Source organism: Streptomyces macrosporus, assembly GCF_039533145.1.
Classification (GTDB): Bacteria; Actinomycetota; Actinomycetes; order Streptomycetales; family Streptomycetaceae; genus Streptomyces; species Streptomyces macrosporus.
Genome location: NZ_BAAASZ010000003.1, coordinates 360,080 through 379,322, shown reverse-complemented (window position 1 = coordinate 379,322; position 19,243 = coordinate 360,080). Strand labels below are relative to the sequence as shown.

Below are 19,243 nucleotides of genomic sequence, written 5' to 3'. Positions count from 1 at the left end.
GCGACGGCCCTGCTGGTGCTGGGCCGTGAACGGCTGCTCCTGGCCGGCCTGCTGCCGCTGGTCGCGGGCGCGGCGCTGCTGCTCCCGACCGACCCGCCCACGGCGGTCCGGGTCGCCGTCCTCGTCGGCACCGTCTGCGCGGTGTCGGCGGTGGCGGTGCGGGAGACGGCACGGGCCGTCGCCGGCGGGTCCGGTTCGGGCGGCGCGGTCCCCGGGTGGCCGGCGTCCCTGCCCTACGGGCTGTTCGGCCTGGGCAGCGGCGTGCTGACCACGCTGGCCGCCCTCGGGGACGTGCTGTGGCACGGCGCGGGCGTCGCGCCGGCCGGTCCCGTGGTCGTCGCCCTCACCCTCAGCATGGGCGCGGCCGAGTGGCTGCTGTACCGCTGCCGGAGCATGGCGCTCGCCGCGCTGGCGGCCGGCGGCACCCTCGCGGGCCTGCGCCGGCGGGCCGGACGGGCCCTGTGCGTGTGCCTGGCCGGCTACCTCGCCGCCCTGACCGTCCTCGTCCTGGCCGTCGGCGCGCTCTGGCCGGACGGGCCGCCCACGGACCCGGCCCGCCTGGCGGCGGTCCTCGCCCTGGGCGCGGTGCTGTGGACCGGGCTGCTGCTCCAGGCGTTCGGCGCCGCCGGGCTCCCCGCCGCCGTGGCCCTGGCCGCCGCCGGCGCCGCCTGCGGCGCGCTCGTGTGGCGGGTGCCCGGCACGGACGGGCCCACCACCGTCCAGCTCGCCGTGTGCGGCACCGCCGCCGCCGTCCTGCTCGCCGCCGCCGGCGCCCGGCTCGGCCGGATCACCGCCCACCGCTGACCCGTCCCGCCCCTCCGGACCCCGCCCCACCCACGCACCGCCACGCACCACCCGCACCGCCACGCACCACCCGTACCGACCGCGACACGAGCCGGCACCAGTCCGGCGGAAAAGGAGCACGCCCGTGTCCACAGCACCACAGGCCGCCGTCACCGGCGCCGAGGGATTCATCGGCTCCCATCTGGTCGAGGCGCTCGTCGCCGCCGGCCACCGGGTGCGCGCGATGGTCCAGTACAACTCCTTCTCGTCCTTCGGCTGGCTGGAGACCCTGCCCGAGGACGTGCTGGGAGAGGTCGAGATCGTCCTCGGCGACGTCCGCGATCCCGGCTCGGTCAACGGCCTGGTCAAGGGCGTCGAGACCGTCTACCACCTGGCGGCGCTCATCGCGATCCCCTACTCCTACCGGGCCCCGCACAGCTACGTGGAGACCAACGTCACCGGCACCCTCAACGTGCTGGAGGCCGTGCGGCACCTGGAGATCCCGCGCCTGGTGCACACCTCCACCAGCGAGACCTACGGCACCGCGCGGACCGTGCCGATCACCGAGGACCACCCCGTCAACACCCAGTCCCCGTACGCCGCGTCCAAGGCCGGCGGCGACCGGCTCGCCGACAGCTACCACGCCTCCTTCGACACCCCCGTGGTCACCCTGCGGCCGTTCAACACCTACGGGCCGCGGCAGTCCATGCGCGCCGTCATCCCCACCGTGATCGCCCAACTCGCCGCCGGCCGGCGCACCATCACCCTCGGCGACCTGCGCCCCACCCGCGACTTCACCTACGTGAAGGACACCGCCGCCGCCTTCCTCGCCGTGGGCACCGCACCCGCCGAGGCCGTCGTCGGACGCACCCTCAACGCCGGAACCGGCGGCGAGATCTCCGTCGGCGACCTGGTGGCCCTCATCGGCAAGTTGATGGACGCCCAGGTGGACGTCGTCCAGGACCCGCGGCGCGTGCGGCCCCCCGACTCCGAGGTGATGCGGCTGGTCTGCGACGCCTCCCGGCTGCGCGCCGCCACCGGCTGGGCCCCGCGCCACAGCCTGGAGGAGGGGCTCGCCCACACCATCGACTTCTTCCGCGACCCGGCCAACCTGGCCTGCTACAAGACCGACCTGTACAACATCTGACCCGCCCCGACCCGATCCGCCCGACCCGCCGCACACCGGGCCCGAACACCGCCGTCCCACCCGTCCGTCACGGCTCACCCAGCTCTCGTGGAGAGGACAGCACCGATGCACGCAGTCATCATGGCCGGAGGCAAGGGCGTCCGGCTCCGCCCGTACACCACCGCCCTGCCCAAGCCGCTGGTGCCCATCGGCGACCAGCACGCGATCCTGGAGATCGTGATGCGGCAGCTCGCCGGCGCCGGGTTCACCAGCTGCACCCTGGCCATCGGCCACCTCGGCCACATCATCCGCGCCTACGTAGGCGACGGCTCCCAGTGGGGCCTGCGCGTCGACTACACCACCGAGGACAGCCCGCTGGGCACCATGGGGCCGCTGCTGACCATGCTCGACCGGCTGCCGGAGCACTTCCTGGCGATGAACGGGGACATCCTCACCGACCTGGACTTCGCCGAGGTGCTGAGCACCCACCGGAACGCCGGCGCGCCGCTGACCATCGCCACCCACGTCCGCACCGTCGACATCGACTTCGGCGTGCTCGACACCGACGCGGGGAAGGTCGTCGGCTTCGCCGAGAAGCCCCGCATGGACTACCGCGTCTCCATGGGCGTCTACGGTGTCTCCCGCGACACCCTCGCCCGCTACACCCCCGGACTGCCGTTGGGCTTCGACGAGGTGGTGCTCGACCTGTTGGCGGACGGCACGCCGCCGCACGCCTACGAGTTCGACGGCTACTGGCTCGACATCGGACGCCCCGACGACTACGACCGGGCCAACGCCGAGTTCACCGCCCGCCGCGGCCAGTTGATCAAGGGAGCGTGACCGCCCGACATGCGCGTACTCGTCCTGGGGGCCACCGGCTATCTGGGCGGGCACACCGCCGAGCACCTGCGCGCCCGACCGGGCGTGCGGGTGCTCGGCGCGAGCCGCCTCCCGGCCTCCTCCCCGGCCGCCGGTCCGGCCGCCGTTCCGAGCGCCGACCTGGCCGTGGACCTGGCCACCGTGCCCGTGCCCGAACTCGCCGCGCTCCTGGCGGAGCTGCGCCCGGACGCCGTGGTCAACTGCGCGGGCGCGGTCGGGGGCGACGCGCTGCGGCTGACCGGCGTCAACGCCCGCGGACCGGCCGCCCTCTGCGCGGCCCTGCGCGAGGCCGCCCCCGGCGCCCGGCTGGTCCACCTCGGCTCGGCGGCGGAGTACGGGCCGGGCGAGCCGGGCCGCCCCCTGGCCGAGGACCACCCCACCCGCCCGGTCGGCCTGTACGGCGCCGCCAAACTGGCCGGCACCCTGGCCGTCACCGGCTCCGGCCTGGACGCCGTCGTGCTGCGGGTGTTCAACCCCGTCGGCCCCGGCGCGCCGCCCGCCTCCCTGCCCGGCCGGCTCGCCGCCGAACTGCGCCGGACCGCGCCCGACGGGGTGGTGCGGGTCGGCGACCTGTCCGCCCACCGCGACTTCGTCGACGCCCGCGACGTCGCCCGCGCCGCGACCGCCGCCGCCCTCGCCCCCGAGCGGCTGCCGCACGTGCTCAACATCGCCGGCGGCCGGGCCCGCCCCGTGCGGGACGTCGCCGAGGGGCTGGCCCGGGCCGCCGGATTCCGCGGCCGGATCGACGAGGGGGGCGAGACCCCGGCGCGCTCGGCCGCCGTCGCCTGGCAGCAGGCCGACGTCACCGCCGCCGCCCGGGCCCTGGGCTGGCGCCCCCGCCACACCCTGGAGGAGTCCCTCGCCGACCTGTGGCGGGAGCGGGAGCCGGGGGGACCACGGGGCGAGGCGGCGCGGTGAGCGCGCGCGAGCCGCGGGGGCACCTGCTCGTCCCCCTGTACGTCCACCCGTCCGTGGACCCGGAGGCGTGGGAGGTGCTCGCCCGGGAGTCCGGGGGGCTGTACGGGGTGGTCCTCAACGCCGCGGACGGCCCCGGACCGTACCCCGACCCCGCCTTCGCCGCCGCCGCCGACCGGCTGCGCCGCGCCGGGGTGCCGCTGCTGGGGTACGTGGACACCGACTACGGCACGCGCCCGACGCGGGCCGTGCTCCGCGACGTCCACCGCCACCGCCGGTGGTACGGCACGGACGGCGTCTTCCTCGACCGGGTCGCGGCCGACGCGGCGCCCCTGCCCCGCTACCGCCGCGTGGTGCGGGCCGCCCGGCTGCTGGGCGCGGCCGGCGTCGTCCTCAACCCCGGCACCCACCCCGACCCCGGATACGCGCTCTTGGCCGACCTGCTGGTCACCTTCGAGGGCCGGTGGGAGGACTACCGCCGCGTCACGGTCCCGGAGTGGACCCGGACCCACCCGTCGCACCGCTTCTGCCACCTGGTGTACGCCGTGCCCGAGCACCTGGGCACCACGGCGGCCCACCTGGCGCACGAGCGCGGCGCGACGGTGCACTGCGCGGTGCCGGGGCGGGGCGCCAACCCCTGGCGGTCGGCCCCCCTGGCCGCCGACGCCTGCGGGAGGACGGCCGGATGACCCGCCGCCCGACCGCCCGGCCGCTGTGCCTCCTGCTGTCGCTGCTGCTCGCGGCGGCCTGCGCGCACCCCGGCCGGCCCGCCCCCGAGCCGTCCCCCGAACGCTGGCGTCCGGAGCCCGGCACCACCTGGCAGTGGCAGCTCCAGGGCCGCGTCGACCCGGAGGTGGACGCGGAGGTCTACGACATCGACGGCTTCGAGAACGGTGCGGAGACCGTCGCCGCCCTCCACGCCCGCGGCCGGAAGGTGATCTGCTACCTCAACGCCGGCGCCTGGGAGGACTTCCGCCCCGACCGCGACGCCTACCCGCCCTCCGTCCTGGGCCGCGGCAACGGCTGGCCCGGCGAACGCTGGGTGGACGTCCGCCGCCTGGACGTGCTGCGCCCGATCCTGGCCGCCCGGATGGACATGTGCGCGGAGAAGGGCTTCGACGCCGTCGAACCCGACCTGCTCGACGGCTACCGCAACGACACCGGCTTCCCCCTCACCGCCGCCCACCAACTGGCGTTCAACCGCATGGTCGCGAGGCTCGCCCACGAGCGCGGACTGGCGGTCGGGCTGAAGAACGACCTCGACCAGATCCCGGAGCTGGTGGACGACTTCGACTTCGCGGTCAACGAGGAGTGCGCCGAGTTCGGCGAGTGCGCGAAGCTCGCCCCGTTCGTGGCGAGCGGCAAGGCCGTCTTCCACGCCGAGTACGCCCTGCCCACCGGCGAGTTCTGCGACACCGCACGGGAGTTGGGCCTCAGCTCGATCCGCAAGAGGCTCGCCCTGGACGCCTGGCGCCGCACCTGCTGAGCGTGCCGCGAAGCCCTGTCAACTCCCGGACGTGATGGGGCTGGGCAATGGGCTCACGCCCGGCTCGATCGTGGACCGCAGGTAGATCCGTGTGGTTCCCGGCTTGAACTCGTGCGCGAAGATGTCGACACAGTGGTTCGTGTCTCTGCCTTCCGGTGAATCGACGTCGCCGGGACAGAGTCCGCCCAGCCGCATCCCCTTGACGATCGTCTCCGGCTCCGGCAGGCCCAGGCGGGCGAAGGGCGCGTCGGGCTTGTAGTCCTTGGGCCGGGGGTGGAGGTTGTCGATCGTCACGGCACCTCCCGGATTCAGCGCCACGAGGTACTCTCCCGCTTCTTCGCTGGACAGTGTGAAGGCGAGGAGTCCGGTGTCGTAGCGGGTGCCGATCTTGTAGCCGACGCGACGGTCCTCGGCGGATTCCGGGACCCTGACGCCGATCACCTTGCTCATCCACTCGGGTGTGGCCCCCTCCGCCCAGCAACACTCCTTCTCCTTCTCGGCCTGATCGGACAGCGCCTTGTCCGCGAAGTACGCGAACAAGCCGGCGACTGCGGCCGCGACCGCGACGACGGCCACGACGGAGACGAGGAGTGCGCGACGCACGGACGGTCCTCCGGAAGGTGGGGTACTGGTCATCGATACAGGTTTCCTCGGCCCTGTTGTTGTTCCCGCGTGGGATCCGTGCGCCCGCCGCCGCGTCCGGGCTCATCGGGGTCCGGCAGCGGACCGGTGTTCGAAGTGGAACCTCCCAGGTCGTAATGCTTGACAGAGCTGCTGCCGCCCATGTCGAACTCCTGGGCGAGTCCGACGGTGTGCTGACGGCCCATCTGCCCGTCCGGAATGTTGATCCCGTGGATGTCCACGCTCTTGCCCTCGTCCCAGTTGTAACGGTCCCATGCGTTGACCTGGTAGTCGAGGCCGACTTTGGGACGGCCGTCGGCATCCGGTACCACGGTGACCACACCCGTGACGTTTGCGCGGGTCGAGCCGACGGCGTAATACCAGTTCTCGTTGGTGTTCTCGCCGAAAGAGTAATCGCGGTTCTTGGTCTCCACGGGGATGGAGACGGGGCGCCCTCCATTTTCCCTGAACTCTTTCAGGGCTTGTTCGCGCCACTCTTCCTGAGCGTCACGGATCTGATTCTCGACGTGGATCCTGAACCCCTCGTCGTCCGACATCATCTTGTCGACGGGGAGCTCGATGAACTCGCCGCTGTTGCCGAGGTAGTGGGCCATGTGGCGGGAGGCGTCGCCCATACCCTTCCAGTCGGCGCCCTCGACCAACAGTCTCATCTTCTGGTTCGTGACGAAGTCGTCCCAGCCGGGCTCCTTCGCGCCGTGCCGTCCGGAACCCCGGTCGGGTGCGACCTGCTTGACCGTGGGGTTCAGCAGCCCCGCCGCCAACAGGTCGTCCTTGTGCTTCGTCCACAGCTGGGCTCGTGCCTCGGGACTGAGCGACTGCCACAGTCGACGCAGTTCGGCCCGCTGCTTGTCGTTCGCGTCGTCACCCAGCGAGGCGAGCTTCATGGCACGCGGCAGCTGGTCCTCGTCGAGCGAGGTGTACTTGGCGTGTCCGGCGTTGTACGGGTCGCCGCCGTGGCTTCTCTTCAGGGCCCGGGTGACGGCGGCGTCCACCTCGGCGGCGTGGGCGACCAGGCCGGTGAGCGTGTCGGCGTACCACCGCATCATGTCCTTGGTGCGCTGGGAGGGCCCCTTCACGTCGCAGACGGCCTCCACCACCTTCACGGTGCCGTTGCCGCCATCCGTCACCAGCAGAGGCGGGTCCGGGTCCGGGGACCGGTTCGGGTTTCCCCGGCGGGCCTCGTCGGTCAGGTCCTTGGCCCGCTTCCGAAGGTGCGAGAGCTCGCTGTGCGCGTCGGCCAGGACGTTGTGGATGCTCTGCGCCTCCAGGTGCAGGTCGTCGAACTCTTTGGCGGTCTTGCGGACGAACTCCCTGGTCACGGTGGCGTCGACGCCCTCCCACCGGGCCTGCTCGGACTTCTTCAGCAGGCCGTCGCGGGCGTCGTCCTTGAGCTTGGCGAGTTCGCCGACCATGGTCTTCCAGTCATCGACCGCGGCGTTCAGCTTGCCGAGGTCCAGGGCGATGAGGTCGGAGTAGGTGAAGGCGCCCATGTTCCGCTCGCTCCCCCGGTCACTTCACGTACTTGGAGATCTCGGAGACCGACACCGCCGAGCCGTCCCGGTGCCGCATGGAGGCCTTGATCCGCTCCTCGTTCCGCGCGTGGGACTTCTTCGAGTGGTCCAGGTGGTTGGAGATGTGCGCGCACATCTGTAAGACCGTCTTGACCTGCGAGTCCCAGATCGAGAGCGTGGTGGACAGCTCGGTGCCCATGGTCATGTTGCGGCTCGACAGTTCCTTGGCGGCCTGCGCCGTCGAACCCGCCCCGCTCTTGTCTCCGCCAGCGCCGGCGATGTCCGCGCCCTTACGTAACCGGCCGTGCAAGTGGAACGCCTCGCTGCCGACGGCGCCCAGGTCGTCCTGGGTGACGACCAGATCGTGATTCGATCCGCCCGGCCCCGGGGCGGCCTGGTTGAGCCGCATCGCGGTCGCCTGCCGGCGTTCCTCGGCCGTGGCCGTCAAGGCGGACCACTCTTCGTCGAACGTCACTGGTGCCCCCCGTCCGTACTGCTCGACGCCAAATGCCCAAACTAGCAAGGACGTTGAGGCCCTGCCCCGGATATTCGGGGCAGGGCGGGGCTACTCGGTCCGGGCGCGCTCCAGGATCGCCCCGACGTCCGTGCCCGCCGGGAGGGTGCCGAAGGCGTGGCCCCACTCGCCGCCCAGCCGGGAGGCGCAGAAGGCGTCGGCGACGGCCGGGTGGCTGTGGCGCACCAGCAGGCTGCCCTGGAGGACCAGCGCCAGCCGCTCGGCCAGCAGCCGGGCGCGCGACTGGGCCTCGCTCGGGTCCTTCAGGTCGCCCAGCAGGGCCTTCACCCCGGCGGCGGCCGCGTCCAGCCGGGCGTCGGCGCCGGCGGCGGCGTCCACCTCGGCCAGGACGGCGTCCAGGGAGGCGGGCTCCTTGGCCAGGGCGCGCAGCACGTCGAGGGCGGCGACGTTGCCCGAGCCCTCCCAGATCGACAGCAGTGGCGCCTCGCGGTACAGGCGCGGCATGCCCGACTCCTCGACGTAGCCGTTGCCGCCCAGGCACTCCAGCGCCTCGGCCGCGTGCGTGCTGCCGCGCTTGCACACCCAGTACTTGGAGACGGCCAGGGCCAGGCGGCGGAAGGCGGCCTCCGACGCGTTCCCGGCGTGCGCGGCGTCCACGGCCGCCGCCAGCCGCAGCCCGAGGGTGGTGGCGGCCTCCGACTCGATCGCCAGGTCGGCCAGGACCGAGCGCATCAGCGGCTGGTCGATCAGCTCGGCGCCGAAGGCCCGCCGGTGGGCGGTGTGGTGGAGGGCCTGCCGCAGTCCGGCGCGCATGCCGGCGGCCGAGCCCAGCACGCAGTCCAGGCGGGTCATGTTGACCATCTCCACGATGGTGCGCACCCCGCGTCCGAGCTCGCCGACCGGCCAGGCCAGGGCGCCGTCGTACTCGACCTCGGAGGAGGCGTTGGAGCGGTTGCCCAGCTTGTCCTTCAGCCGCTGGAGGTGCATGGCGTTGCGGGTGCCGTCGGGCAGCACGCGCGGCAGCAGGAAGCAGCTCAACCCCTCCTCGGTCTGGGCCAGCACCAGGAAGACGTCGCTCATCGGCGCGGAGGTGAACCACTTGTGGCCGGTGAGCCGGTAGCCGCCGTCGCCCGCCGGAACCGCCCGGGTGGTGTTGGCCCGCACGTCCGAGCCGCCCTGCTTCTCCGTCATCGACATGCCCGCGATCAGGCCCGCCTTCTCCAGCGGGGGCCGCAGTCCGAAGTCGTAGGCGCGGGCGGTCAGCAGCGGCTCGTAGACGGCGGCCAGCTCGGGCTGGGCGCGCAGCGCGGGGACGGCGGCGTACGTCATGGAGATCGGGCAGCCGTGCCCGGCCTCGGCCTGGGACCACAGGTGGAACTTGGCGGCGCGCACCAGGTGGGCGCCGGGGCGGTCGTCGGCCCAGGGGGCGGCGTGCAGCCCGTGCTCCACGGCGGTGGTCATCAGTCGGTGCCAGGCCGGGTGGAACTCCACCTCGTCCACGCGGTGGCCGTAGCGGTCGTGGGTGCGCAGGCGGGGCGGGGTCTCCTCGGCCATCCGGGCCCACTCCTGGACCTCGGGGGAGCCGGCCAGCGCGCCCAGCTCCCGCACCTCGGCCTCCGCCCACGCGGCGCCGTGGCGGCGCAGCGCCTCCACCACGGCGGGGTCGTCGGCCGCGGTGAAGGACGTCAGCGGCGGGGGCTGGTTGATCACGTCGTGGGTGGCGCTCACGGCGACCTCCGGTGGAAGAAGGCGGCGGGACGGCGGTGTCCCCCCTCCGACATTACAGATCCCCGATACGCGGTGGAAGACTGTAATGCGTCCGCCGGCTAGGATGGCGCCGCTCATGAACGGCACAGACGGCACAGACGACCCCCGGGCCCCCGGCAGCGGCGACGCGTTCGCCCCGCGTCCCCTGACGGCCCGCTCGATCGTGCTCAGCACCCTGCTCGGCCACCACCCGCCCGCCCTGCCCGCCAGGGCGCTGGTGCGGGTGGGGGAGCTGTTCGGGATCGCAGAGGGCACGGTGCGGGTGGCGCTGTCGCGGATGGTCGCGGCCGGCGACCTCGTCCAGCGCGCCGACGGCACCTACGCCCTCACCCGGCGCCTGCTCGACCGCCAGGCCCGCCAGGACGACAGCCGCGCGCCCCGCACCCGCGACTGGCGGGGCGAGTGGGAGATCGCCGTCGTCACCGCCGAACGCCGCGCCGCCGCCGACCGGGGCGCGCTGCGCCAGGCCATGACCGTCCTGCGCCTGGCCGAACTCCGCGAGGGCACCTGGCTGCGCCCCGCCAACCTGGTGCGCTCCCGGCCGCCCGTCGTCACCGAGCAGTGCACGCTGCTCACCGGGAGGCCCGAGGGCGACCCCGCCGCCCTCGCCGCCACCCTGTGGGACCTGGACGGCTGGGCCGGACGGGCCCGCGCCCTGGTGGCCGCCGCCGACGCCGCCGAGGAGGCCGGGGACCTGGCCCGGCGCTTCACCGTCGCGGCCGCCGCCCTGCGCCACCTGCTCGCCGACCCCCTGCTCCCCGCCGAACTGCTGCCCGACGGCTGGCCGGGCGCGGAGCTGCGCGCCCGCTACGACGCCTTCGCGGCCGATCTGCGCGCCGTCCTCCGGCGCCACACGGCGTCCTGACGGGAGGGCGGCCCGCCCGGCGGCCGGGCGTGCGGCCGGTCGTGCGGCGGTCAGCGCGGGGCGAGGACCACCCACACCTGCCCCTCGGCGAACGCCATCCGCCCGCCGTCCGGCGTGGTGAACTCCGTGTCGCCCTCCGGCGCCGGCCGCGACCAGCGCGCCTCGTACGCCCGCCCGTCGCGCAGCACCGTCGCCTCGCCGGAGCCGACGGTCTCGGAGTAGGGGGTGACGTTGCCGCCGCTGTCCCGGAAGCGGGAGTCGCGGATCGTCACGTGCTGGACGACGACCGTCGGGGCGCCCAGCCGGTCGCCGTCGGAGGTGGTCGCGGCCCGGCCGTCCATGGACACCAGCCAGCGGTCCTCCCGGCCGGACCAGGCGAATGAGACGGTGGCGTTCGGGAAGCGGACGGTCTCCTCGGCGTCGGCCCGACCGCCCTCCGGCGCGGCACCGAAGCGGAACCCGATGTCGTCGGCGCCGCTCACCCCGTCGGGCGCGGCGTCCAGCGCGGCCTTCGGAGCCACGTAGAGGTTGTGCGGCGCGGGACGGTCCGTGCCGCGGGAGTACGCGTCGGGGGCCGCGCCGGGCGGCAGCAGGTGCAGCGGGGAGTCCTCCAGCACGGGGATCAGCCTGGACTGCACCCCGGAGTAGGCCAGCGCCGGTTCGCCGAACTGCCGCAGCAGCTCGATGTCGGACTCCCGGGCGCTGCGCACCGGGCCCACCGAGGGCGGCAGGTCGGAGGAGTACACGGCCAGCAGCCGGGTCAGCCCCGCCTCGACCTGCTCCACGTACACGATGTCGGCCCGCTCCAGCCCCGTGGGCGGACGGGCCGCCGGCACGTTGTCGACCTTCACCACGAGCACCGGCGCCGCGGGGTCCTCGACGCGCTCGCCGGTGAACGGGGAGCGCCCCTCCGGCACGCCGCCGTCACCGCCCTGGCAGCCCGCCAGCACGGCGACCGCCACCAGCAGCGCCGCCGACGCCCGCGCGAACCGCCGTCCGATCCGTCCGCTTCCCATCGCTCGCCGCCCTTCCGGCCGGGCACGCCCGCGCCGCTCGGCCCCTTCTTCCATCCCTTGACCGCGATGGGGTGTTTCATGTCCGTCCGTTCCGTCCGAAGGACGCCCTCCGGACGGAACGGGGGCGTGTGTTCAGACGGCGCACACCCCGGCTCCCCGAAGCGGTCACGCGGAAGCCGGCCGGCGCGGCGATGAAGGAGGGGAGCCGGGCGGCCCAGCGGCGGCCCGGTGAACCGTCCGCCGTCCGGACCAGGAGGGCCCGCCGTGTCCGTCCCCACCGCTCCCGCTGCCGTCCCCGTCGTCCCCCCGCCCGCTCCCGTCCCGGCCGCCGAGCGGGACACGGGCGGCTACACCGTCCACCTGGCCCGCGACGAGGCGGAGGTGCGGGCCGCGCAACGCCTGCGGTACGAGGTCTTCGCCGGTGAGCTGGGCGCCCGGCTCACCGGCTCCGAGCCGGGCCTGGACACCGACCCCTTCGACGCGTACTGCGACCACCTGCTGGTCCGCGAGCGGGCGACCGGCGAGGTGGTGGGCACCTACCGGCTGCTGCCGCCGGAGCGGGCGCGCATCGCCGGACGGCTGTACTCCGAGGGCGAGTTCGAGATGGACGGGCTGCTGGACGGCGCCGGACTCCGCGACGACCTGGTCGAGGCGGGCCGCTCCTGCGTCCACCCCGACCACCGCGACGGCGCCGTCATCGCCCTGATGTGGGCCGGCATCGCCCGCTACCTGGCGAGCACCGGACACAACTGGCTCGGCGGCTGCTGCTCCCTGCCGCTGGCCGACGGCGGAACCCTGGCCGCCGGGGTGTGGGAGACCGTCGCCGAGCGCCACCTCGCGCCCCCCGAGCACCGGGTGCGGCCCCGGCTGCCCTGGCGCCCCGACGGCGTCGACCGCGCCCCGCGCACCACCCCGCGCACCGCCCTGCCGCCGCTGCTCCGCGGCTATCTGCGGCTGGGCGCCACGGTGTGCGGCGAGCCCGCCCACGATCCGGAGTTCGGCGTCGCCGACCTGTACGTGCTGCTCTCGCTGCGCGACACCAACCCGCGCTACCTGCGCCACTTCCTCTCCCTCCTCCCGGAGTGACGGACGCATGGGACACCCGGGGGGAGGAACGGCGGCCGGCGGCCCGTGGTCACCGGTCTCGCCGTGCACCGTCGCCGCCTGCCTGCCCGGCCGCCCGGCGGTGGTCGGGCCGGCGCGGCGGGCGGCGCGCTGGGCGGCCCTGACGGCCGTGCTCACGGCCGGGGTGGCGCTGTCGCCCGCCGCGCGCCGGACGGCACCGGCCCGCCGCGCGCGGCTGGTGCGGTGCTGGACGGGCGCGATCGTGGCCGCGCTCGGCGTGCGGGTCCGCGTCGCCGGGACGCCCGCGGCCGGTCCGGCGCTGGTGGTGGCCAACCACGTCTCCTGGCTGGACGTGCCGCTGCTGGCCCGGGTCGCGCCCGGTCGGATGCTGGCCAAACGGGAGATCGGCGCCTACCCGGTGCTGGGCCGGCTCGCCGCCCGCGGCGGCACCCTGTTCATCGACCGGGAGCGGCTGCGGGCCCTGCCGGACACGGTCGGCGCGATCACGGCGGCCCTGCGCGCCGGATCGACCGTGGTGGCCTTCCCCGAGGGCAGCACCTGGTGCGGCGGGGAGCACGGCGCGTTCCGGCGGGCGGTGTTCCAGGCCGCGCTGGACGCCGGGGTGCCCGTCCAGCCGGTGGCGATCCGCTACCGGACGAGCGAGGGGCGGCCGGACGCGCGGCCCGCCTTCGTCGGCGACGACACGCTGGTGGCCTCGCTGCGCCGGGTGGTCGCCGCCCGCGGCCTGGTCGCCGAGGTGACCGTCCTGCCGCCGCTGCCGCCCGGCGCCCACCCCGACCGCCGCGCGCTGGCCCGCGCGGCCCGGAAGGCGGTGGAGGCGGTGAGGACGGTCCAGGCGGTGGAGACGGTCCGGGGGGCGGAGACGGTCCGGGGGGCGGAGACGGCGCCCGCGGGGAGGGGGCCCCGAACGGAGGAGGCGCCGGCGGACACCCCCCGGTGCCCGCCGGCGCCCTCCCGGGACCCCGCGCCCCGTCAGCCCGCGGCGGCCCGACGGGTGAGACGGATGGTGTCCCGGTACCACAGCCCGCTGTCCTTGACCGTGCGGCGCTGGGTGGCGTAGTCGACGTGCACCAGGCCGAAGCGCTTGGCGTACCCGTGGGCCCACTCGAAGTTGTCCATCAGGGACCAGGCGAAGTAGCCGCGCACGTCGGCCCCGGCGGCACGGGCCGCCGCCACCGCGCGGATGTGGCCGGCCAGGTAGGCGATGCGGTCGGCGTCGTGGACCGCGCCGTCGGCCGCCGGCACGTCGTCGAAGGCGGCGCCGTTCTCGGTGACCACCGTCGGCAGGCCGTAGTCCTTCTCCAGCCGCACCAGCAGCTCGGTCAGGCACTCCGGGACGATCTCCCAGTCCATCGCCGTGCGCGGCCTGCCCCGCGGGACGATCCGCGTCACCGGCAGACCGTCCTCGCCGGTGGTGGAGCCGTCCTCGGCGACCCCGGAGAAGACGTGGCCGGTGTAGAAGTTGACGCCCAGCACGTCCAGCGGTGTGGAGATCGCCTCCAGGTCGCCGTCCTCCACAGGCAGGGTCACCCCCCTGGCGGACAGGTCGTCCAGCACGTCCTGTGGATAACGCCCCCGCACCAGCGGGTCCAGGTAGATCCGCGCGCCCAGCCCGTCGGCGCGGCGGGCGGCCTCCCGGTCGGCGGCGCTGTCGCCGGCCGGGGTGGCGGTGCCCAGGTTGAGCGTGATGCCCAGCTCCTCGGGGGCGTTCGCCGCGGCCCGCAGCCGGCGCGCGGCCAGCCCGTGACCCAGCAGCAGGTGGTGGACGGCCCGCATGGCGTCGCCGAAGTCGCGGCGGCCGGGCGCGTGCACCCCCTGCTCGTAGCCGAGCATCGCCGAGCACCACGGCTCGTTCAGCGTCGTCCAGTGCCGGATGCGGTCGCCGAGGGCGTCGTGGGCGATCTCGGCGTAGTCGGCGAAGCGGTGCGCGGTGTCCCGCTCCGGCCAGCCGCCGGCGTCCTCCAGTTCCTGGGGCAGGTCCCAGTGGTAGAGGGTGACCCACGGGGTGATGCCGCGCTCCAGCAGCTCGTCGGTCAGCCGGTCGTAGAAGGCGATGCCGCGCGGGTTGGGCTTCCCGCGCCCGCCCGGCTGGATGCGCGGCCAGGCCAGCGAGAAGCGGTAGGTGTCGACGCCGAGGGAGGCGATGAGCTCCACGTCCTGCGGCATCCGGTGGTAGTGGTCGCAGGCCGTGTCGCCGTTCTCCCCGCCGACCACGGCGCCGGGCACGCGGCAGAAGGTGTCCCAGATGGAGGGGGTGCGGCCGTCCTCGTCGACGGCGCCCTCGATCTGGTACGAGGAGGTGGCCACGCCCCAGCGGAAGTCCGCGGGCAGTCCGGCGATGGGCTCGGCGGCGGGGGCGGTCGGGGCGGACGCGGATGTGGTGGCGGTCATGCTTCTCCAGATCGGCGGTCGTCGTTCAGCCAGCAGGCGACGCTGCGGTCGGTGTCCGTGCCGACGGGCGCCAGGTGGGGCACCCTCCGGTCGCAGGGGTCGAAGGCCTTCGGGCAGCGGGGGTGGAAGGCGCAGCCGGACGGCATGGCCTTCAGGTCGGGCGGGGAGCCGGGGATGCCGGTCAGCTCGCGGCGCGGGCCGCGCAGCGCGGGGAAGGAGTGCAGCAGCCCGTCGCTGTACGGGTGGCGGGGGTCGCGGTAGATCTCGGCGGCCCCGGCCTGCTCCACGATCCGGCCGCCGTACATGATGGCGATGCGGTCGGAGAACTCGATGAGCAGCGAGATGTCGTGGGTGATGAAGACGACCGAGAAGCCCAGCTCCTCGCGGAGCCGCACGAGCTGCCGCAGGATCTGACGCTGCATCACCACGTCCAGGGCGGTGGTCGGCTCGTCCATGATGACGATCTCCGGCTCCAGGGCCAGCGCCATCGCGATCATCACCCGCTGCCGCATTCCGCCCGAGAGCTGGTGCGGGTAGGCGCTCAGCCGGTCGGGGGAGATCCCCACCAGCGACAGCAACTCCCGCGCGCGCTCGACGCGTTCGGCCCGGGACGTCTGCGGCCGGTGGGCCTTGAGCACGTCGGTGAGCTGGGTGCGGACGGTGTGGACGGGGTTGAGGGAGTTCATCGCCCCCTGGAAGACGATGGAGATCTCCTGCCAGCGGAAGGCGCGCAACTGCTGCGGGGTCATGGCCAGGACGTCCACCGGGGCGCCCTCGCGCGGGTGGTAGCGGACGTCCCCGCCGGTGATCACCCCGGGCGGGGAGAGCAGCCGGGTGACGGCGTAGGCGAGGGTGGACTTGCCCGAACCGGACTCGCCCGCCAGGCCCAGCACCTCGCCGCGGCGCAGGGTCAGGTCGACGTCGTGGAGGGCGCGGACGGCGCCCTCCCCGACGCCGTAGTCGACGGACAGGGAGGCGATCTCCAGCACCGGGGGCGCGGTTTTCACGTCGGTGGTCACGGGGGTGGTCTCGGGCGTGCTCATGCGGGGGTGCCCTCCGTCCTCTCGGCGTCCTCGGCGTCCTGGGAGTCCCCGGGCCCCTCGGCCTTCCCGAGGGGCCGGCGCGGCGCGCGGGCGACGGGGGTGAAGCCCACCCGCATCCGGATCGCGCCGCGGACGCGGGCGGCGGTGCGCAGCCGGGGGTTGACGAACTCGTCGATGCCGAAGTTGATCAGGGACAGGGCCGTGCCGAGCAGCGCGATGCACAGTCCGGCGGGCACGAACCACCACCACGCGCCCTGGCCCAGGGCCTGGTTGCTCTGCGCCCAGAACAGGATCGTCCCCCAGTTCCAGTGGGAGATGTCCGCGACGCCGATGAAGGCGAGGGTGATCTCCGACAGCACCGCGAAGATCACCGTGCCGACGAAGCCGGAGGCGATGACGGCGGTCAGGTTCGGCAGGATCTCGAAGACGATGATCCGCCAGGTGGACTCGCCCGTGGCGCGGGCGGCCTGGACGTAGTCCCGGCCGCGCAGCGACAGCGTCTGCGCACGCAGCACCCGCGCGCCCCAGGCCCACGCGGTGAGGCTGATGACCACCGCGATCACCACGTCGCCGGAGTCCGGCAGGAAGCTGGCGATGATGATGATCAGCGGCAGTCCGGGGATGACCAGGAAGATGTTGCTGAACACGGAGAGCAGCTCGTCGGCGATGCCGCCGAGGAACCCGGCGCTCACCCCGACCAGCACGGACAGCAGCGTGGCGAAGAAGCCCGCGACGAAGCCCACCACCAGCACTCCCCGGGTGCCCACCAGCACCTGGGAGAAGATGTCCTGCCCGGTCTGGGTGGTGCCGAACGGGTGCTCCAGGGACGGCGGTTGGAGGACGTCGTCGCTCATCGCGGACGGGTCGTAGGGGGCCAGCCACGGCCCGGCGACGGCGAGCAGGACGAACAGGCCCAGGATCGCCAGCCCGGTCGCGGTCTTGCCGTTGCGCAGGAAGCGCAGTCGGTCGCGGCGGGCCACGGGGGGTGTGGCGGCGCCGACGACGGCGCTGTCGGTCGCCTGGACGGCCATCGGGTCAGCCCTCCTTTCGGGTGCGCGGGTCGAGGAGCATGTAGAGGAGGTCGGCGAGGAGGTTCGCGGCCAGGACGGCGAGCGTGATGATCAGGAACACGCCCTGCATCAGCGGGTAGTCCTTGGCGTTCACGCCCTGGAAGAGGACGTAGCCGATGCCGGGGTAGGAGAAGACCATCTCCACCAGCAGCGTTCCGCCGACGATGAAGCCCAGGGAGAGGGCGAAGCCGGAGACGTTGGGCAGGATCGCGTTGCGGGCGGCGTAGGAGAACATCACCCGGCGCTCCGGCAGGCCCTTGGCCTGGGCGACCGTCACGTAGTCCTCGGAGGAGACGGTCACCATCATGTTCCGCATCCCGAGGATCCAGCCGGCCATCGCGCTGAGCACGATGGTCACGCCGGGCAGCACCGCGTGGTACAGCGCGCTGGAGAGGAACGCCGCGTCGAGGCCGGGCACCAGGCCGGTGTCGTAGCCGCCGGCCGCCGGGAAGATCGGCCACTGCACGGCGAACAGGGTGATGGCGATCAGGCCCAGCCAGAAGTAGGGGATGGACGAGATGAAGGTGGTCACCGGCAGCAGCCCGTCCAGCCAGGAGCCGCGCCGCCAGCCGGCGAAGATGCCGATGCCGGTGCCGATCAGGAAGCTGATCAGGGTCGTGGTGCCGACCAGGGCCAGGGTCCACGGCAGGCTCTGGGCCATGACCTCCGAGACGGGGGTGGGGAAGAAGGTGAACGACAGCCCCAGGTCGCCGCGCGCCAGGTTCGCCCAGTAGTCCAGGTACTGCTGCCACAGCGAGCGGTCCTGGTCGAGCCCGAAGAGGGTCTCCAGGGAGGCGATGGCCTTGCTGGAGAGCTGGCCCTGGTAGCGGGCGATCAGCGACTGCACCGGGTCGCCGGGCATCAGGCGCGGAACGAGGAAGTTGATGGTGATGGCCGCCCACGCGGTCAGCAGGTAGAAGGCCAGGCGCTGGAGGACGAACTTCACGACGCGGCCTCCGATCCGGTGCCGGACGCCTTGGAGATCCCGCCGCGCGTCTCGGCGGCGGGGACGGCGGCCGGGGTGTCGTACAGCCAGCAGGCCGCCCACTGCCCGTCGTCGAGGTCGAAGCGCGGCGGCGTCCGGGTGCGGCAGCGCTCCATCGCCATCGGGCAGCGCGGGTGGAAGCGGCAGCCGGGGGGCGGGGAGATCAGGCTGGGCGGCTCGCCGCCGGCCGGGTCGACGTCCTCGTCCTCCGCCTCGGCCCCCTGGCCGGCCGGGCCGCCCGTGACCCGGTCCGGGTCGGGGGCGGAGGCCAGCAGCAGCCGGGTGTAGGGGTGGGCGGGGCGCTGGGTGACGGTCTCGCTGTCGCCGCCCTCGACCATCCGGCCCGCGTACATCACCAGGGTCGTGTCCGCGAAGTAGCGGGCGGAGGCGATGTCGTGGGTGATGTAGAGGATCGCCAGGTCCAGCCGCTCCTTGAGGTCGCGCAGCAGGTTGAGGACCCCCAGCCGGATGGAGACGTCCAGCATCGAGACCGGTTCGTCGGCCAGCAGCACCCGGGGGTCGGCGGCCAGGGCGCGGGCGATGGCCACCCGCTGGCGCTGTCCACCGGACAGCTCGTGCGGGAAGGCGTCCAGATAGCGCCCGGCGGGGGTGAGCTGGACGCGCCCCAGCAGCTCGGCCAGGGCCCTCTCCGTCTCCTGCCCGCCGTTCCCGGCCCGGCCGTGGATGCGCAGCGCCCGGGTCAGGTGGTAGCGGACGGTGTGCACGGGGTTGAGGGAGGCGAACGGGTCCTGGAAGACCATCTGGACGTGCCGGCAGTACGCGCGGAACGCCCGCCCCCGGCCCGCCCGCGCGGGCTTCCCGTCCAGCAGGATCTCCCCGGAGGTCGCCGGGTAGAGCTGGGCGAGCAGCCGGGCGACGGTGGACTTGCCGGAGCCGGACTCGCCCACCAGCGCGGTGACGGTGCCGCGGCGCAGCCGCAGCGAGACGTCGTCCACGGCGTGGACGGCCCGACGGGGGCCGCCGAACAGCGAGCGCGGGCCGCGCCGCACGGGGAAGTGTTTGCTCATCCCGCGGGCTTCCAGCACCACGCGCTCGTCGGCGGGGTGTGCGGTGTGTTCTTCGGACATGGCTGGTTCTTCCTGCCGGTGGCTGTCGTTCCTGCGTCCTGTGATCGCTTGGTCATCGCCTGGTCACCGCTGCGAGCGGGTGGGGTCCGCCCCGCCGCCGTCGCGGGGATGGTCG

General features: G+C 74.1%; 18 protein-coding genes and 1 pseudogene. 9 read left to right on the top strand and 10 right to left on the bottom strand.

Going from position 1 to position 19,243, the window contains the following annotated elements:
• The 6 genes and pseudogenes from ABD335_RS02185 to ABD335_RS02160 form a co-directional block, all read left to right on the top strand.
• Positions 1 to 804, top strand: a pseudogene (locus tag ABD335_RS02185) (hypothetical protein); the annotation flags it as partial.
• A 124-nt stretch (positions 805 to 928) separates the two neighbouring features.
• Positions 929 to 1,930, top strand: a complete 1,002-nt coding sequence (locus ABD335_RS02180; protein WP_344320267.1) for an SDR family NAD(P)-dependent oxidoreductase — start codon at positions 929 to 931, stop codon at positions 1,928 to 1,930.
• 105 nt (positions 1,931 to 2,035) lie between these two features.
• Positions 2,036 to 2,749 (top strand): nucleotidyltransferase family protein, encoded by a 714-nt coding sequence (locus ABD335_RS02175; protein ID WP_344320266.1) that lies wholly within the window; start codon positions 2,036 to 2,038, stop codon positions 2,747 to 2,749.
• Positions 2,750 to 2,758: 9 nt separating this feature from the next.
• Positions 2,759 to 3,706, top strand: coding sequence for an NAD-dependent epimerase/dehydratase family protein (locus ABD335_RS02170; RefSeq protein ID WP_344320265.1), 948 nt, complete (start codon positions 2,759 to 2,761; stop codon positions 3,704 to 3,706).
• Complete coding sequence (locus ABD335_RS02165) at positions 3,703 to 4,392, top strand: spherulation-specific family 4 protein (protein ID WP_344320264.1); 690 nt, start codon at positions 3,703 to 3,705, stop codon at positions 4,390 to 4,392. The genes ABD335_RS02170 and ABD335_RS02165 overlap by 4 nt, the downstream gene beginning before the upstream one ends.
• Positions 4,389 to 5,189 carry an endo alpha-1,4 polygalactosaminidase gene (locus ABD335_RS02160; RefSeq protein WP_344320263.1) on the top strand — a complete coding sequence of 267 codons (801 nt, stop codon included), beginning with the start codon at positions 4,389 to 4,391 and terminating at the stop codon, positions 5,187 to 5,189. The genes ABD335_RS02165 and ABD335_RS02160 overlap by 4 nt, the downstream gene beginning before the upstream one ends.
• Positions 5,190 to 5,207: 18 nt before the next feature.
• Here ABD335_RS02160 and ABD335_RS02155 read toward each other — a convergent pair whose 3' ends face one another.
• The 4 genes from ABD335_RS02155 to ABD335_RS02140 all read right to left on the bottom strand — a co-directional run bounded on the left by ABD335_RS02155 (position 5,208) and on the right by ABD335_RS02140 (position 9,545).
• Positions 5,208 to 5,765: a hypothetical protein gene (locus tag ABD335_RS02155; RefSeq protein ID WP_344320262.1), complete on the bottom strand. Its 558-nt coding sequence runs from the start codon at positions 5,763 to 5,765 to the stop codon at positions 5,208 to 5,210.
• Positions 5,766 to 5,821: 56 nt separating this feature from the next.
• The gene (locus ABD335_RS02150) at positions 5,822 to 7,321 is read right to left on the bottom strand and encodes a hypothetical protein (RefSeq protein WP_344320261.1); all 1,500 of its coding nucleotides are present in this window, start codon (positions 7,319 to 7,321) and stop codon (positions 5,822 to 5,824) included.
• Positions 7,322 to 7,340: 19 nt separating this feature from the next.
• Positions 7,341 to 7,817, bottom strand: a complete 477-nt coding sequence (locus ABD335_RS02145; RefSeq protein ID WP_344320260.1) for a hypothetical protein — start codon at positions 7,815 to 7,817, stop codon at positions 7,341 to 7,343.
• Between the two features lie 90 nt (positions 7,818 to 7,907).
• The gene (locus ABD335_RS02140) at positions 7,908 to 9,545 is read right to left on the bottom strand and encodes an acyl-CoA dehydrogenase family protein (protein WP_344320259.1); all 1,638 of its coding nucleotides are present in this window, start codon (positions 9,543 to 9,545) and stop codon (positions 7,908 to 7,910) included.
• Positions 9,546 to 9,660: 115 nt separating this feature from the next.
• On the opposite strand from ABD335_RS02140, the gene ABD335_RS02135 reads away from it, so the two are divergent.
• Complete coding sequence (locus tag ABD335_RS02135; protein ID WP_344320258.1) at positions 9,661 to 10,449, top strand: PaaX family transcriptional regulator C-terminal domain-containing protein; 789 nt, start codon at positions 9,661 to 9,663, stop codon at positions 10,447 to 10,449.
• Between the two features lie 50 nt (positions 10,450 to 10,499).
• On the opposite strand, the gene ABD335_RS02130 is transcribed toward ABD335_RS02135, so the two are convergent.
• Positions 10,500 to 11,465 carry a DUF3048 domain-containing protein gene (locus ABD335_RS02130; protein ID WP_344320257.1) on the bottom strand — a complete coding sequence of 322 codons (966 nt, stop codon included), beginning with the start codon at positions 11,463 to 11,465 and terminating at the stop codon, positions 10,500 to 10,502.
• Between the two features lie 264 nt (positions 11,466 to 11,729).
• On the opposite strand from ABD335_RS02130, the gene ABD335_RS02125 reads away from it, so the two are divergent.
• Both ABD335_RS02125 and ABD335_RS02120 read left to right on the top strand, forming a co-directional pair.
• On the top strand, positions 11,730 to 12,551 hold the full coding sequence (locus ABD335_RS02125; RefSeq protein WP_344320256.1) for a GNAT family N-acetyltransferase: 822 nt from the start codon (positions 11,730 to 11,732) through the stop codon (positions 12,549 to 12,551).
• 7 nt (positions 12,552 to 12,558) lie between these two features.
• Complete coding sequence (locus ABD335_RS02120) at positions 12,559 to 13,611, top strand: lysophospholipid acyltransferase family protein (protein ID WP_344320255.1); 1,053 nt, start codon at positions 12,559 to 12,561, stop codon at positions 13,609 to 13,611.
• Here the strand turns inward: ABD335_RS02120 and ABD335_RS02115 are convergent.
• From ABD335_RS02115 to ABD335_RS02095, 5 genes are read right to left on the bottom strand one after another with little or no spacing between them, the layout of a single operon-like run.
• Positions 13,524 to 14,942, bottom strand: a complete 1,419-nt coding sequence (locus ABD335_RS02115) for a GH1 family beta-glucosidase (RefSeq protein WP_344320254.1) — start codon at positions 14,940 to 14,942, stop codon at positions 13,524 to 13,526. The genes ABD335_RS02120 and ABD335_RS02115 overlap by 88 nt on opposite strands.
• Entirely contained in the window at positions 14,939 to 15,985 is a 1,047-nt protein-coding gene (locus ABD335_RS02110) for an ABC transporter ATP-binding protein (RefSeq protein WP_344320253.1), read from the bottom strand. Before ABD335_RS02110 ends, ABD335_RS02115 begins: the two co-directional genes overlap by 4 nt.
• Positions 15,982 to 17,016, bottom strand: coding sequence for an ABC transporter permease (locus ABD335_RS02105; RefSeq protein WP_344320252.1), 1,035 nt, complete (start codon positions 17,014 to 17,016; stop codon positions 15,982 to 15,984). Before ABD335_RS02105 ends, ABD335_RS02110 begins: the two co-directional genes overlap by 4 nt.
• A 4-nt stretch (positions 17,017 to 17,020) precedes the next feature.
• A complete protein-coding gene (locus ABD335_RS02100) occupies positions 17,021 to 18,001 on the bottom strand; it encodes an ABC transporter permease (protein WP_344320251.1) in 981 nt (326 codons plus the stop codon).
• Positions 17,998 to 19,128, bottom strand: a complete 1,131-nt coding sequence (locus tag ABD335_RS02095; RefSeq protein WP_344320250.1) for an ABC transporter ATP-binding protein — start codon at positions 19,126 to 19,128, stop codon at positions 17,998 to 18,000. The genes ABD335_RS02100 and ABD335_RS02095 overlap by 4 nt, the downstream gene beginning before the upstream one ends.
• Between the last annotated feature and the right edge of the window lie 115 nt (positions 19,129 to 19,243).